At 27.4% G+C, this 16280-nt stretch carries 14 protein-coding genes and 1 pseudogene; 1 reads left to right on the forward strand and 14 read right to left on the reverse strand.

What is annotated here, in order from left to right; all coding sequences use genetic code 11:
* Positions 1–3: 3 nt before the first annotated feature.
* The 5 genes from acear_RS10730 to acear_RS10750 all read right to left on the reverse strand — a co-directional run bounded on the left by acear_RS10730 (position 4) and on the right by acear_RS10750 (position 4444).
* A complete protein-coding gene (locus tag acear_RS10730; RefSeq protein ID WP_013279046.1) occupies positions 4–633 on the reverse strand; it encodes an acetyltransferase in 630 nt (209 codons plus the stop codon).
* Positions 633–1232, reverse strand: coding sequence for a sugar transferase (locus tag acear_RS10735; RefSeq protein WP_013279047.1), 600 nt, complete (start codon positions 1230–1232; stop codon positions 633–635). Before acear_RS10735 ends, acear_RS10730 begins: the two co-directional genes overlap by 1 nt.
* A 50-nt stretch (positions 1233–1282) precedes the next feature.
* Positions 1283–2518 carry a glycosyltransferase family 4 protein gene (locus acear_RS10740; protein WP_013279048.1) on the reverse strand — a complete coding sequence of 412 codons (1236 nt, stop codon included), beginning with the start codon at positions 2516–2518 and terminating at the stop codon, positions 1283–1285.
* A 34-nt stretch (positions 2519–2552) separates the two neighbouring features.
* Positions 2553–3488 carry a hypothetical protein gene (locus acear_RS10745; protein WP_013279049.1) on the reverse strand — a complete coding sequence of 312 codons (936 nt, stop codon included), beginning with the start codon at positions 3486–3488 and terminating at the stop codon, positions 2553–2555.
* 101 nt (positions 3489–3589) lie between these two features.
* Positions 3590–4444, reverse strand: a complete 855-nt coding sequence (locus acear_RS10750) for a sulfotransferase domain-containing protein (protein WP_013279050.1) — start codon at positions 4442–4444, stop codon at positions 3590–3592.
* A gap of 208 nt (positions 4445–4652) precedes the next feature.
* On the opposite strand from acear_RS10750, the pseudogene acear_RS10755 reads away from it, so the two are divergent.
* Positions 4653–5624: pseudogene (locus acear_RS10755) on the forward strand (IS4 family transposase); the annotation flags it as partial.
* Positions 5625–5904: 280 nt separating this feature from the next.
* Here acear_RS10755 and acear_RS10760 read toward each other — a convergent pair.
* The 9 genes from acear_RS10760 to acear_RS10800 form a co-directional block, all read right to left on the reverse strand.
* Entirely contained in the window at positions 5905–7014 is a 1110-nt protein-coding gene (locus tag acear_RS10760) for a glycosyltransferase family 4 protein (RefSeq protein ID WP_013279051.1), read from the reverse strand.
* 223 nt (positions 7015–7237) lie between these two features.
* Positions 7238–8452 carry an O-antigen ligase family protein gene (locus acear_RS10765; RefSeq protein ID WP_013279052.1) on the reverse strand — a complete coding sequence of 405 codons (1215 nt, stop codon included), beginning with the start codon at positions 8450–8452 and terminating at the stop codon, positions 7238–7240.
* Positions 8453–8473: 21 nt separating this feature from the next.
* Positions 8474–9340, reverse strand: a complete 867-nt coding sequence (locus acear_RS10770) for a sulfotransferase family protein (RefSeq protein ID WP_013279053.1) — start codon at positions 9338–9340, stop codon at positions 8474–8476.
* Between the two features lie 24 nt (positions 9341–9364).
* On the reverse strand, positions 9365–10555 hold the full coding sequence (locus acear_RS10775) for a polysaccharide deacetylase family protein (RefSeq protein ID WP_013279054.1): 1191 nt from the start codon (positions 10553–10555) through the stop codon (positions 9365–9367).
* A 1-nt stretch (position 10556) separates the two neighbouring features.
* Positions 10557–11822: a hypothetical protein gene (locus acear_RS10780; protein ID WP_013279055.1), complete on the reverse strand. Its 1266-nt coding sequence runs from the start codon at positions 11820–11822 to the stop codon at positions 10557–10559.
* Positions 11823–11843: 21 nt separating this feature from the next.
* Complete coding sequence (locus acear_RS12230) at positions 11844–12740, reverse strand: glycosyltransferase family 2 protein (RefSeq protein ID WP_013279056.1); 897 nt, start codon at positions 12738–12740, stop codon at positions 11844–11846.
* Positions 12741–12858: 118 nt separating this feature from the next.
* Positions 12859–13497: a class I SAM-dependent methyltransferase gene (locus tag acear_RS10790; RefSeq protein WP_013279057.1), complete on the reverse strand. Its 639-nt coding sequence runs from the start codon at positions 13495–13497 to the stop codon at positions 12859–12861.
* A 99-nt stretch (positions 13498–13596) separates the two neighbouring features.
* Entirely contained in the window at positions 13597–15084 is a 1488-nt protein-coding gene (locus acear_RS10795; RefSeq protein ID WP_013279058.1) for a lipopolysaccharide biosynthesis protein, read from the reverse strand.
* 32 nt (positions 15085–15116) lie between these two features.
* Positions 15117–16223 carry a DegT/DnrJ/EryC1/StrS family aminotransferase gene (locus acear_RS10800; RefSeq protein WP_013279059.1) on the reverse strand — a complete coding sequence of 369 codons (1107 nt, stop codon included), beginning with the start codon at positions 16221–16223 and terminating at the stop codon, positions 15117–15119.
* Positions 16224–16280: the final 57 nt, after the last annotated feature.

Here is a 16280-nt window from a genome sequence, read left to right on the forward strand (position 1 = left end):
TTGTTATTCCTCCCTATTTTCTTTTATAATTTCAGCTGGAATTCCTACTACTGTAACATTATCGGGAACATCCTCAGTTACAACTGCTCCTGCTCCTACAATAACATTTCTACCAATAGTAATCTCAGGTAAAATAGTTGCCCCTATTCCTATATGAGAATTCTCATTTATAGTAACATTCCCTCCTAAATTTACTCCAGGAGAAATGTGCACATTATCTTTAATAATATTATCATGATCAATTGTAGCTCCAGTATTAATTATAGTATTATTGCCAATTTCAGTATTAGAATTTATAATTACTCCAGCTGCTATAACATTACCTACACCTACTTCAACATATGAATTTATAATAGCTGATTTATGTATAGCATTAATGAGCTTAATATTATTTTCAGCTAAAAATTTTCCTATTTTATTACGAATTATATTATTACCAACAGCTATAATAGCTGAATACTCCTTGTCTTTTAAATAATCCAAACTCCCTAAAACTTGATGTCCATTTATCTCTTTACCATGTATTTTAGGATTATCATCTAAGAAGCCCTTAATCTTAAATTTATTATTAGTTTTCAAAATATCTAATACTACTTTTCCATGCCCTCCTGCCCCTATAATGACAGTTTCCACTACTTCTTCACCTTCTTTTTATTTTCACCATAAATCCCATCTCGTTTTAAGACTATAGCTAAGGTTGAAAAAATAATTTTTAAATCTAACAATAAACTAAAATTCTTTACATATTCAATATCATATTCAATTCTTTCATCCCAACTCAAATTATTTCTTCCATTTATTTGAGCATATCCTGTTATTCCAGGCTTTACATCAAAACGTGATTTTTGTTCATCACTATATTCATCATATTTATAAGGGTAATAAGGAACTGGAGGCCTTGGACCGATCAGACTCATATCTCCTTTCAATACATTAATAAGTTGTGGTAATTCATCTAAACTTATCTTTCTTAAAAGTTTCCCTACTTTAGTTATTCGAGGGTCACCTTTACTAGTAAAGAGACCATCTCCTATATTTTCTGCATTTTCAACCATAGTTCTAAATTTATATATTTCAAATACCTCACCATCTTTTCCTAATCTATCTTGTTTAAAAAATACTGGTCCTTTAGAATCAATCTTAATTAAAAGTGATATTATTATAAATAATGGCAATAATATAACCAATCCAACTAAACTTCCAAAGAAATCAATGACTCTTTTAATTAACATCTTATATTTTTCTCCTTTTTAAATTATATCTTATCAATTAACAATCAATTTTATCTACAAACTTCCTCAATAACTTTTATCAATTTACCAGCTAAAATAGGATAGTCATTATTCTCTTCTACAAACTGTCTTCCGTTTTTACCTAATTCTTCTCTATCTTCTAACGATATCTCAGACATTTCTACAACTGCATTTGCTAGCCTTGGTGGGTCATCCGGCGGAAGAGCTATTCCACAATCAGCTACATCTGCAAAATCAAAAGCAGCTTCTAAAGCGGAAATCATTGGTTTACCACTAGCTAAATAGTCAAATATTTTATTCATACTTACACCATATTTATGAACTTTACTCTTACGCACAATGGAAACACATACATCAGCTTTATTTAATATAGCAGGAACTTGGTCTTTATCAACTCTTGGTATAAAAGTAATATTATTAAGTTCTAATCTTTTAGCTTCTTTTATCAATTTTTCTTTTTCTGGTCCATCACCAACTAATAAAAACTGAATATTCTTTCTAATATTTCTATCCTGAATAATCTTTGCACTCTTCACTAAAGTAATTAAACCATTAGCTAAACCATGGGCACCTGTATAGGCAAAAACCATATCTTTTTGATTATTAAAAAAGTTTATTAGTTCTTTATTTTCAAGTTCAGTATTAATATGTCTATCAAACCAAGTTAAATCTACACCATTAGGAATATGAATTACTTTTTCTTCTTTAATTCCAAGAGAAGATATATAATCTACCCCTCTAGGCAAAACACTAATAATTTTATCTGCTTTTTTATATAGAAATTTCTCTAACCATCTAAAAAGATAAGTAACAGGACTTTTATCATTTAACACATCTAAATCAACTAAAGTCTGCGGCCATAAATCTCTTACTTCAAATATAAAAGGAACTTTTTTTATTTTAGCCAAAATATACGCAGCTAATCCGGCAAATAAATGAACTGAGGAACCAATAATTACATCAGGACTTTTCATATTCAAACCTGTTTTAATTACACGATAAGCAAACACTAATTGATTAATTAATCTTTTAAATCCATTCTTATCATAAGGAGGTGTTTTTATCCAAACACGTTCATAATTTTCCTCTTTCTCTTTTAAATAATTTTTCCCTTCTGGGTAATCCTTAAGCTCTTTGTAAACATTATGTTTAAAACTAGAAGCAAAAAGTTTTACTGTATTTCCCTTATTCACAAGTTCTCTGGATATATTAGTATGCCTACCTTTAGTAGTAGCATGGTGATTAATCAACCATATATCTGTCATATAATTAATTCCCCCCTTAGATTATTATCAAACTTTATCTATTATATTTTATCTTTTTTAATAAGCGATCTATAAGCCATAATAAATTTAGCTTGAATAAATAAAAGTAACTTGCTCTACTGCTTTTTTCTTTGTTTTGTAATAGATAATCTAATAATTTACTTACTGGTACAAACCAGCCATTTTTACTTGCTAAATAGTTTAGTTTATTTTTAAATTCTAAATTTATTTCTCCATTTTCATTAACGAATCCAGAAGCAAAATGAGTATAAACAATACAGGCTCCTCCTTCTTTCGCTAATTTATCAACATTTTCTTTTTTTATTAAATTATTAAATTCTTCTACTGTATGTCCATCTGAAGAACTAAACCAATAATTTGAATATTCTTCTTTTTGGGGATCTATATAAGGCATTGCTGGATCATACTTTAACGTATTTATCCCATTAAAAGTAAAATTTCTTATATATTTAATTTTTTCTTTTACAATATCTCCCCAAAAATATTTAGAAGTTTCAACTTCTCCTTCAAATGAAATTCCTCCTTTTATATATCTATATAACTTATATAGGCTAGAAAAAGGTGGTAAAAACCTTTTCGCCCCAAAATAAATATTATCTCGATTTCCAGCATGGTTAACCTGAATATTAGGATAAAAGCCCAAAAGTTTTTCAAAGAGTTCTATTCCTTGAACTATATCATCTCTTTTAAAATTTCCAGATCCTACATTGTGTAAAGCAATTTCAAAACCATTGCCATTAAGATTTCTAACAAAGTCTAAATAATTTTCATCTAAAAGACAATCTCCGGAAAACTGATTATCATTAGGAGGATATACCCAAACTGACTTAGTAGTTTTTAAATTATTTTCTAATAACAAATTATAAATTGGAGAAACGTTTTTAACAGTACTATTATCAGTATCATCAAATATAGTAAAAGCAAATTTTTTATCCCCAGGCCATTCCATGGTTATAATTCCTCCCAAAAATTTCTATAAACTTATTAAATCAAATATTCAAAATAAATACAATTAATTAAAAAGTTATATACTCACCATATATTATAAAATTATCTTTTCCAAAAACTTAGGTCTTTTTTTATTAAATTTTCAACTTCGAATATTTCATTTCTGTAATAATCATAAAGTTTATCCTTAACTTCTAAATCAACTTGAAAAGTTTTTTTATTATTAAGTTTTCTATATAATTCTGGAATCCTAAATTTTTTTACTAAATCAATAAACCAAGGAGCTTCACTTTTAGCTAAGGAAAAAATCATTTTTCTCAAATTTTCCAAAAGCTGTATCTTTGGTGTTATCCCAGGACTAACCTTCTTTTCAACTAAAGGGGGAACAAAATTTGAATCAACATTTAAAAAAGAATAAACATTACCCAAAACTTCTTTTGGTTTCGAATCAATATTTTCTTTTATAATAATTTTAATATTATCAAAACCAAAGTTTTCTATATATTTTTTTAACTGATCAGAATAATTTCCTCTATCTAATAATTCAGGATATTTCTCAATTGACTTTTGATAATTTTTTAAATTAAGATTACCTACTAATTTTTCATCTCTTAAATAATGTTTATAATGAGAAATAAATCTTTCAACTGGATTTCTAAGAGAAACTAATAATTTCACCTCTCCTAAAGTTTCTTTTATTCTGATCGGAACTTCATTATTAGGAAGATAACTAGTAGAAAATTCACCTCGAATTTTAAAATTATCACTTTCTTTAAAATGATCCAAATACCATTCTAACTCTTTTTCATAGTGAGCAGAAAAGAAATGTATCTCTTTAGGACTACTCATATAAATATCAGGATGGCATCTTAAACACTCAGATAACCACGTAGTTGCACACTTCATTGCTCCAATACCAATAAAATCAGGTTTTAAATTTTCTTTATCACTAACCATTTATTTAACTTTCCTCCTGTATCGTTAATAAATATTGATATCTTTTAATTTAAAATACAATCAGTTAAAATCCTATTTTATTCTTCAAACCTAGTTTTATTATAATTTCTGAATTATAACTCTACATAACTAGAATTAATCACTAGCGTTGCATCGAAATTTTAGCTAAAACTACCTTTGCAAAAAGAAAACTCCTTTAACTGAGAAAAAGAGTCTAGCAGATTTTGTAGTCAATCTAAAAGTTGATTCAAATTTAAAAAAGGAATTACCTCAAATTAGTGTTTCTCAGCTGTCTCGTAAAAATGAGAATAGAAGCTATCAAATTTTTGCTGATATTTTTTCTCATTTATTTGATAAACTTAAGAACAAACAGGGCTTTAAAGAAACTATAAAAGATATCGGATCAATAAAAATAATTGATTCCTCTATTATTAGTTTATGCTTATCTCTTTTTGCTTGGGCTAAATTTAGAAAAAGTAAAGGTGGAATTAAACTCCATACCTTATATGATGCAGAAAGTGGAGCACCAGAAAATATAATTGTTACTAATGCTATAGTTCATGATAAAGAGATATTCGATAATTTAACTTTTGATTCTGGTTGTACTTATATCTTCGATAGAGCCTATATAGATTATCAAAAATTCGATGACTTCATTGAAAATGATATCTATTTTGTTACTAGAACTAAGTCTAATACTAAAATTGAAGTTGTTAGAACTTTAGAGCCTACTAAAGATGATAAAGAAGCTAACATTTTACTTGATGCTGATGTTATTTTAGGTTCTACAGATAAAAGAATGAAACACAAATTACGGTTAATTAAAGTTAAAACTACTGACCGACAAGGTAATGAAAAAGAGATTGAAATTATAACTAATCGCTTTGATTTACCAGCCCACCAAATAGCTCAGCTATATAAAGAACGCTGGGAAATAGAGTTATTCTTTAAATGGATCAAGCAGCATCTTAAGATTAAGAGATTCTTTGGGCATAATGAAAATGCTGTTTTAATTCAAATTTACAGTGCAATAATCTTATATCTACTTTTAAAACTAATCAAACAGAAATCAAAATTTAATGGTAGACTGCTTAATTTAACAAGAAGAATCAAATATTCTATTTTAATGACTGTTCCACATACGTTTAATTGGAAAGACTGGTGTCATAGCTTTAGCTAAAAATATTTTTGATTGATTTATAGGGTCAGTTTAGCTATTCACCGAAATAATTACCATATATCCGATTAAAATGCTTTAATGGTAAATCAAATTAAAATATTTTGGACTTAAACTACATAGATGGTTTGAATCAAAATTCACATGTGATTTTTGATTTAAGATTTCAATTCTAGTATCCGAATAATCATTGGTCATTTTTAACAATGCAACGATAGTGAGAATTAATAACTCATTAACAATTAAACCAACTTTTATTACTTCAAATTTTAAATTTTATAATTTAGTTAAGAATATTTTCATATAAATTTAATAATTTTTTTTCCTCGACAGACCAGTTATATTTATATTCTACTATTTTACGACCATTCTGCCCCATCCTTTTTGCCTCTTCTGAGTGATTAAAGATATATTGAATTGCTTCAGCTATCTCCTTAGGATCTAGCGGATCTACTGTTATCCCGCACTCATTACCTTCAATAATTTCTTCCCAAAGTGGAAAATCAGAAGCTATAACTGGTAATCCTGCTGTCATATACTCAAACATTTTTATTGGATAAGATACTTTATATCTATGTTTCGGATGAAGCACAACTAAACCTGCTTTTGCTTGTGATAAATTGCTTGCTACTTGCTTTCTATCAATCCAACCTTGAAATTCAACTTTACTCCATCCATTTATTTTTTTAGTTTTGTCTTTTAAATGTTTGGATGTAAACTTTCCAGCTAATAAAAACTTGGCATCATAATCTTCTGATAAAATATCAATAGCCTTTACCATCTCTTTTATCCCTCGACTTTTAGTAATGCTACCTACATAAGTAACTATATTCTTTTTCTTATTATTTTCTGAAGAATTTGATATGTGTAATTCATCTAATAAAGGGAAATTTTGGACAGCAATACTGTTTTTATTATTGAACTTTTTCTCAATGGTAGGTGTAGCTGACACTATTGCATTAAAAAATTTATCTGCTAATTTTTCCATACCACTTGCTAATTTTGAAACAAAACCTCTAATTGGTTTCCAAATCCATTCCTTAGATACAATCTGTTTAGGTACATCTTCATGAACATCATAGATAACTTTCATTCCATTCAATTTTAATAATAATCCTATTGGAATAAGTTCTGGGTCATGAAAATGATAAATATCTCCTTTTACTTGAAATGACTTTTTTAAAACTTCCCAAACTGTTTTTATAAAACGTTTATAACGATTATTAGATTCATCTATAGGTATAATTTCTATTCCATTTATTACTTCCTTCTTAGTATGCTGAGCAATTAATGTAACATCATAACCTGCTTTTTTTAAAGTTTTTGCTTCTTTATGAAAAATTCTAGTATCAAAAACATCATGAACTGAAGACATAAAAACTATTTTTTTCATTAAATCACCTTTCTAACTAAAACACAATTAATTTTTAAGAAATAAATACAATATATACTCAATTTTTCTAAATCCCATATTTAAACAAATTTACTGATTATTAATCACACATGTTTAAGTTATTAATTTCGACTAACAATCACACCTTTCTAACTTCTAATTAAATTATAACTGTTTCATTTTTTTCTATCCAATTTTAATAGGGAGGTTACAATAACCTGTTTTACAAATCAATTTTTTTATATTTTCTAATCTCACTAAATATAGAACTAGTTAAAATACCAATTAACGAAAAAAATAGTCTATTATCAACTATATCACCACTAATCATTATATTTATAAACAAAAATATAAATAATATAATTAAAGAAAAAATAGTAATATCATTTTTATAATTAAGTTTAATAATAGAAGGTACCCAAATGAACATATATGTAACAAACAAACCAAAACCAATTATACCAAATTCAAGCAGTAATTCAATATAAATATTATGTGGATGCCTCCATTTATTTAATCCCGTACTTTGAGAAAATCCTCCAATCCCAACACCAAATATTGGATGTTTAGACCAAACTTTTAAGCTTTCTTTATACATTAAAAGCCTACTATTATTTCCAGATGAAATACTATAATATAAAGAATTTAATCTGGATATTAAATAATGAGACTTATCTGATACTTTCAATAAAACTCCACTTACTAATATAATAAAAATCAAAATATAAATTAAACTCTTTCTATTTAAAATACTATCTTTACTTTTTTTTAAATAAAATATCAACATAACTATTAATGTCATAATTAAACTTATAACCCCAGCTCGATGAGCAGAAGAAAATAACCCCAGTATGTATATTATAATTAAAGAAAACATCATAAATTTACATTTTTTATTTTTGAAATTTAATAAAAAAATAATAGATAAAAGAATTAATGCCCCTGACATCCTACCCACTCTATGATATCCTTCTACTTCATTTCCTAAAACTAGCACAGAAAAAATAGCGTTACAAGAGAAAATAAAACCTACTATAAATAAAAAACATATAAAACGAAAAGCTCTTTTTTTATTATCAATAATTAATAAACTAGCAAATGAACACCAAGGAAGTATAAACATAAACTGAAGAAATTTACTATCAGCTTTTGGAAAACCATAAGTATTAATATAAGATAATAAAACATAGATACAAAAAATCACAAATAAAACAAAAATATTAAAATTATTTCTTTTAATAAAACATTTTTTCTTTATAAATAAAATATATAATCCAGAAATAATATTTATAATTGCAAATATAATTATAATATGAATTTTAGTAGTTATAAAGGACAAAAAACCTAAATTTTGAAAAAAACCAGCATTCAAAAACAATAAAAAAGAAGCTTCAAAAGAAAACAAATTCTCTAAATATCTTTTTTTGATATTAATCATTATCCCCTCCCTTTGATTAATTTAATAATTATAAAGTTTAGCTAATGACGTATATTTCTCTATATTTTTTATCTGTTCTTCATTTAAGTTATTAGCTAAAGAAGATTTTTTACTTTTATTTACTGGCTTTTTTATAATTTTAGAAATTTGTTTTTTACTTATTGATTTATTTCCTAAAAAACTTAATGATTTTTCTGCTTCTTCAGGTCTAGTAAATAAGTTTTCTGAAAAAATAGTTATGTATCTAGATGAATCAATTTCCTGCTTAAAGTCTTCAATATAACTATTAGTTTCATTCCACAACCATGCACTTTTTTCGATTGGAGTCATAGTATCCCAAGAAATAGAAGCATCATCTTTAGGAGTAATATGCCCTCGGTCAGCTTTCGGATGTTGATAAAAACCTCTCGAAACAGCACTTTTTATGAAAGAAATTGGACTTCGCACTAAATGAATAAATTTTGATTTCTTGAATACTTGAGCTAAAAATGGAGCAAAAAAGGTTATTCTACAATTAGTTTCAACAAAATTTCGGTCACATATAAAACTATTTTCAATATGATCATATCTAGCACACATAGAAGCTATTTTAAATTTCTCAGGGTTATCATTTCCAATCTTGTAGGCATAAGTAGAAGGAAAAACTAATTCTGGACTAGGTCTATGAAAAACATCAGAATTTTCATCTAAATTTAATATTTTAGTTAATAATAATGTTCCACATCTACCAGTTGAAAGAACAAAATAGCAATTTGCTTCATTTAAGACTTTCTCTTCTAGATTCAAAAAAAAATCTTCTGATTTTGACTTTAAAGCATTTCTTCTTCTTATATGATTCTTGATCTTCCAGATAATATCTCTAAATATTTCTTTTAAAAACTTTTTCATAATAAATTATCCTTCCTTTTAATTCTAATTTCTTTTTCTTCTCCACCAATCATTTAATTCTCTAAGTGAACATCCCCAGGCTCCTAATTTATCAGCTTTATTAAGAATTTCTTCAAAAGCTTGAAATTCTTTATCATTCTTATAATAATTATTATGCCATAATATTGTCATACATCCATTAATATCCGCAACCATTTCCATTACTTCAGACACATAATTAACTACTTGTTCCTTGTTTAATTTTTCATGTCTAAATAATGCATTATCTTGAATGACTAAAGGAATCTGTAAAATGTCAAGTGACTTCTCATTATTTAAATCATATTGATAAAATGGAAAACCTGTTCCACAACGAAAATCTGGTGAAATATTAGAACCTCTAGTAGAATCTACTTTAAAATTAACTGCATTTTGACATTGAGGTGTATCCCTTATATCAAACATTAAATGATGCTGTCTGATTGTTTTTATCTCACAATCAATTAAGTTTTCTAATCTTTTTTTCTCATATTTTAAATACTGAGAATTACAATATGATTTACAACTACCATGAAGGCCTACATCCCAACCTCTTTTGAAAATTTCTTTTATAACACAACCAATCTCAACTTTTTGTCCTTCAAAGATAGTTTTATCTGTATACTTATAAAAGCTATCTTCCCATGATGGTTCAATTAATTTATCAGAAAAAAACAAAAAACTAGATTTAAAATTATGTTTTTCTTCAGCTTTTAACCATATACCTAAATCAGGTATTGATTTTTTCTTAATATTTAATGAGTTTTTGATAAAGCTCCCTAAAAATAATAATTTATTTTTAATTGGTGCTTTGTTAAAATGAGGAATCATTTTTCTATAATATAAAAAACTTTTACCAAATAAATGATCAATATCATGAGTTATACACAAAGCAAATTTTTTTTTCTGAGGCCACATATTTTCTTTTCTATCTATCTTTTTTAATAGCCCCTTATGATATAAGTTGAATATTTTGTAATCTATTACCGGAATATATCTATTTTTCTTTATATCAAAACTCGCATAATTCATTTCCCAATTATGGTCATTATATTTCCTATTAGTTTTTAACTCTTCAATTCCTGCTAAGTAAGAAAAAATAAACTCAATAGTTTTATCACTCAATCCATTATCTTTAAAACCAATCCTTGCCAAAAAATCTAATACATACTCTTTTTTACTTTTCTCCACATTCATATTAACTTTTCTCCTCTTCAAGCAATTGTTTGGTTAAAAGGTATTGGCTAATTGTTTCCATTAAAAGCCCTGAACCAACTCTTATAGATTGAACATTATAATTAATTTTGAAATATCTATCACTAGCAACATCACCTGTTTTTAAATCCACAAACTTTTCTATAGCTCTTTTTAATATCTTTTTTATAATATTTTCTAATAACTCATGCGATTGCTTATTGTCTATGACATCTGTTTGTCTAATAGTTTTACACAGTGCAATTATTCCCTCACAATAATCATATAAAGCTCCAGTCTTTTCTTTTCTATTTGGATATTTAGTCACCTTTCCATGCGAAGAAACAAAAGAATTAAAATAAAATCCCACTGATTTATCTAAAACTTTAATGGTTTTATTATATAATTGTTCATCTAATCGGTCAGAATCAATTATGTCTGCTAAAGCCCCCATAATCATAGCATTATGAGCATTATCAACTACCGGTTTTCCTCCTAATTTATTATAATGATGTTCAGTACAATAATTCCATCCTCCATCAGCTAGTTGTTCTTGTACTAAAGTTCTAACAAGACCTTCAAGATGTCTTTGAGTATCAGAAGTTTTTTTAGTCTTTGCCATTAATGCCGCTACTTCAGCGCCTGTATTAATAACTTCATCTTCTGTATTTGGATAATAGCTCACAGTACATGTATTAGAATAATAATGCCAATTATGATAATTCAATAACGCTTTAGCAGTTGAAATACTTTTATTGATAAAATCTTTTTCGGGAAATGCTTTTTCAATATTATCCAAAAAAATTCCCATCCGTGAAGTATGGTGTGCACAAGAATTAAATTTAGGCTCTGACTCATCTTTCCACTGATATCCATGATGCTTATAGGGATGTTTCCAACAAAGATAGGGAGCATCAATAGCTATATCTAATCCTACCTTACAATAATTAAGACTTTCTTCTAAGAAAGATGAATTCTTTTTAAGCTTTCCCATTAACAGAAAAGACATACCTAAATGATAAAGAGATGTAGGAATTAATTTTTTTTCTATTTTTAAAATTTTACGTAAAAGTAAAGGTGCAACTACATCTGGCATTCGAAATAAATATTCAATTGGTTTCGGTGCAGTTTTTCGTAATTTTAAATAAAATGGATGAGACATATAATCTCTTACATCGTATCGAGCTAAACCAAGTTTAGCGTTTCGTTCATCCATTAACTCAAATAATTGAAACAAAAAATTATCATCAATATCATTTATATTAACCATAAAGTCACCTCTGTCGCTATATTAATTTTTAATTATTTTCTGCAATATAGTTTTTATAATCCAAATTAATAAAAGATCAATATATGGTATTAATTTAATAATGTTAAAAAACTTTTCTTTTATTGAAGAAGCATCCATTAAAATTGATTTACGATGAATTGACATTAATCTTTTTCTTTTTGTTTTTAAACTCATTAAATGATGATGTTTATTATAACTCTGCCATGCACCATTAATAGATTTCTTAGAAGTTGAAACTCTTTGATATTCATGTTCTTGATGAATTATAGTAAGTTTTTCATTAATAATAGCTCCTTTTCCAAAATTATTAATGAGTCGAACATTAAGATCATATCCCACAGAAGCTTTTAGCTTTTCATCAAATCCACCAATTTCTATTAAATATTCTGTTTTAGTAATCAAAGTTGATGGACTTATATGTAAGCGACCAGATAATGCATCCTGAAGAGAAATCTCTTCAAAATCAGAACAATCATTATAATCTTTATCTTGTAATAAATTCTCTGAAGAATCCCTACAATTTTTAAGAACTAATTTTTTACTACCTATAACACTATAATCATTTTTTTTTAGAACGTTTAATTGTTTTTCTAATTTATCTTCTCTCCATTCATCATCATCATCTAAAAAAGCACAATATTTCCTTCTAGCTATATCAATTCCTTTGTTACGAGTTGCTGCAGCCCCACCACCTAAATTCACTTCATTTTGTATATATTTTACTCTAGAATCAAATTTCATATATTTCTTTACTATATCTTCTGTACAATCATTTGAATTGTCATCTATAATAATCAATTCTAAGTCTTTAAAGGTTTGTGCTAAAACACTTTTTATTGCACGTTTTAAAAGAGAAGCACGATTATATGTAGGAATGATAATACTAACCTTAGGCATATTATATAGCTCCTTCCTCTATATAGCCCCCTAATTAATTTAAATACTATATTAAATCTACATTTTATCTTTCAATATATTCAAGTGTTAATTTTATCCAATTAACACTTGAATATAATTAATCAACTATTTTTATTATAAAAAATCTATGAGATCTTATTTCAAAAACTCTATATGTTTTAATTAGTTTTAATCCATTAATATTTTCTATATTTGAAATAATTTTATTTAAAGAATAATTTTTTTTACCTATTTCCCAATAATGTTCTCCATCAAATTTATGTTCTGATTTTATAAAAGTCGGTATTGGTATTAAAAATTTAATATCTCCAATTTTAGGTAATTGAATTTGAAATCGATAAGCTCTATTTCTATCTGGTAAAGAAATTAATATATAATTTTGTGCTACCCTTTTAAGTTCTTGCATCGCAACAGAAAATTCTTCAAAAGGAAGATGCTCTAAAACTTCATAAGCCATTACTACCTCAAATTTCCCATTTTTAAAAGGTAAATCTTGAATCGAAGCTACTACATCAGGATTTAAATCAGAATCTATATCAACTGTAGTAATACTGTATCCATGCTTTTTTAAATGATCCGAAACTAATCCATTTCCAATTCCCACTTCTAAAATCGAAGAAGGATTCAATTTTCTTACTTCATCTATTTGATGCCAATAACTACAAAATCGTCTCTTGCTATCATAGGTAGAATTAAAATAATGCTCTTTAGATACTTGAATCTCATCCTCTGACATTTTCTTCACTCCTAACCTTAGAATTCTAACATTTATCAAGAAATTAAGAATAAATTAATATTTAAAACAGTAAATCTTTAATAAAATTATTTAAAATACTTACAATAATTTTTTTAATAGCCATTTAATATTGGTCCAAGGTCCTAAATTATTAAATTTATCAAATAAATATAATAAAGTAAAATATACTAAACTCCCCAACAATATTAATTTTATCAAATAAAACCATTTAATTATTTCATATTCATATGAACACAAAATTACCCCTATCATAATCAAACTAGAAATAAATGGAATAATGGACAATTTTAAATAAACACCTAAATCTTGTTCCAAAATAGATGACAAATTTTTTATTAAAGGTATTAAACTAACTAATAATGCCAAACCTGAAGTCATTGCAGCCCCGTTAAGTCCCCACATATATGTAAATGGAATAATAGTTATACTTAAAGAAATAAATCGCCATTTATTCATCATAAAATCACCTTTAGGAAATCCTACTGCATCAAATAAAGCTCCTCCAGTAATACTTAATGTTCTAAATAATCCCCCAATAGTCAGAACTCGAAACGAATACAACATTGGCATCCATTTTTCTCCTAATACTAATTTTATTCCTAAAGGCGCAAGGATAATCATTCCTCCTATCATTGGTAATGATATAGTTACTACTAATTCCAATATTCTTAGATAAGCTATATTTAGCCTCTTTTTATCATTTTGTAATTTAGAATAACTAGCAAAAGCAACCTTAGAAACTACATAAGAAATTTCACTTGCAGTAATATTTGATAATTGAAAGGCCATCTGAAACAACCCTAATTTAGTTGTCCCCAATATTCTCCCTACTATTATATCATCTAAATGAACAGCAAAAAAAACAATAAAACTAGTAGCCAATTTCCATTTACCAAAATCAAATAACTCTTTAGCTTTTATTATAGAAAAATTCAAACTTGGTCTATATGGATGTAAAATGAATGAAATCATACATTTTACAATTGATCCTACTAAAACTCCCCACACTAAGGCCCAGGCATTCTTTAATATATAAGCAGCAATAATAGAAACAGTAAAATCAAATACAGTTCCACTTACTGTATAAATAAACTTTTTATTGAACTGAAGCCTTTTGTCAAAATATATCATTCCTATATTTTGAACACCTTTGAAAATTTGAGCTATAGCTAAAACACGTAAAATAGGTATAGCAAGAGGTTCATTAAAAAATAAAGCTATAATAGGAGCAGTAGAAAATAAAACTAAAAATAATATTCCCCCTCGCATAACTTGAATAGTCCAAGCTGTATTTAAATATTTTTCTACTTCCTTTTGTTTTTGTATTAATGCTTTATTAAAACCAGTTTTAGTCAAAGAATCAGATGCAGAAAGTATTAAAAGTGCAATGCCAAAAAGACCAAAATCTTCTGGAGCAAGAATCCGAGCTAATATTATTTTTCTTGTAAATTTAAATCCTTTATTTAAAAAACTCGAACCAAACATCCATAAGCTGCTATCTATCGTCTTTTTAGCTAAAGAATCATTTTTATTATCTTTATTTTTTGAATTATTTTCTTTTTTCATTTACTATACCCTTCCAGTTAAACAAAATATATTTATAATTTAAATTTCTTTAAAACATATTTTATTTGTCCTTTTTTTAATGCAGGATCAATCGGCAATGCTAATACCTCTTCGCAAGCTTTTTCTGCTACTGGCAAATCACCTTTCTGATAACCTAAATCTTCATAACACTCCTGCAAATGCAGTGGCTTTGGATAATATATAGAAGTAGACACACCTGCTTCTTTCAAGGTCTTCTGCAATTCATCTCTGTTATCTACTCTAATCACATATTGATGATAAACATGTTTGGAATCCGCAATTTTCTTCTCCGGTAATACAATCTCATTTTCTAACCCATATTCTTCAAATAATCTATCATAAGTCTCTGCTACTCTTTGCCGCCCTTCAGTCCACTCATCCAGATACTTAAGCTTGACTCTAAGCACTGCTGCCTGAATAGCATCTAACCGACTATTATAACCTACTTCCTTATGATGATACTTAGGCTCAGCTCCATGTACTCTCAATCGTTTTATTCTCTGAGCTAATTCTTCATCATTAGTTAATACCATACCTCCATCGCCGTAACCACCTAAATTTTTGGAAGGAAAGAAACTCAATGCCGCAGCATCACCAAAATTACCAACCTGTGTTCCTTTATACTCAGCTCCTATTGCTTGACAAGCATCTTCTACTACTTTCAAATCATATCTATCAGCTATATCCATGATCCCGTTCATCTCCGCTGGCTGTCCATAGAGATGAACCGGTATAATTGCTTTCGTCTTATCAGTAATCTTATCTTCAATCTCTTCCGGAGTAATATTATAAGTCACCGGGTCTATATCAGCAAAGACTGGAGTTGCTCCTAATCTCGAAACCACTCCTGCTGTAGCAAAGAAGGTAAATGTAGGCACAATCACTTCATCACCAGGACCTATATCTAGTGCTTTTAATGATAATAATAAAGCATCAGTTCCCGAAGCTACTCCAATTCCATATTCAGTATCACAGTAATCGGCAACCTCTTCTTCCAATCCTTCCACATGCTTCCCCATAATATATCTAGTACTATCTAAAACATCATTAATGGCTTCTTGAATCTCATCCTTAATTCCTTCATACTGCTCCTTTAAATCTAATAATGGTACTTTCAAAGTTTACAGCCTCCCAGATATAGACACAGACTAACACAGACAGGACACAGACTAAAA

Source organism: Acetohalobium arabaticum DSM 5501 (assembly GCF_000144695.1).
Lineage (GTDB): Bacteria > Bacillota > Halanaerobiia > Halobacteroidales > Acetohalobiaceae > Acetohalobium > Acetohalobium arabaticum.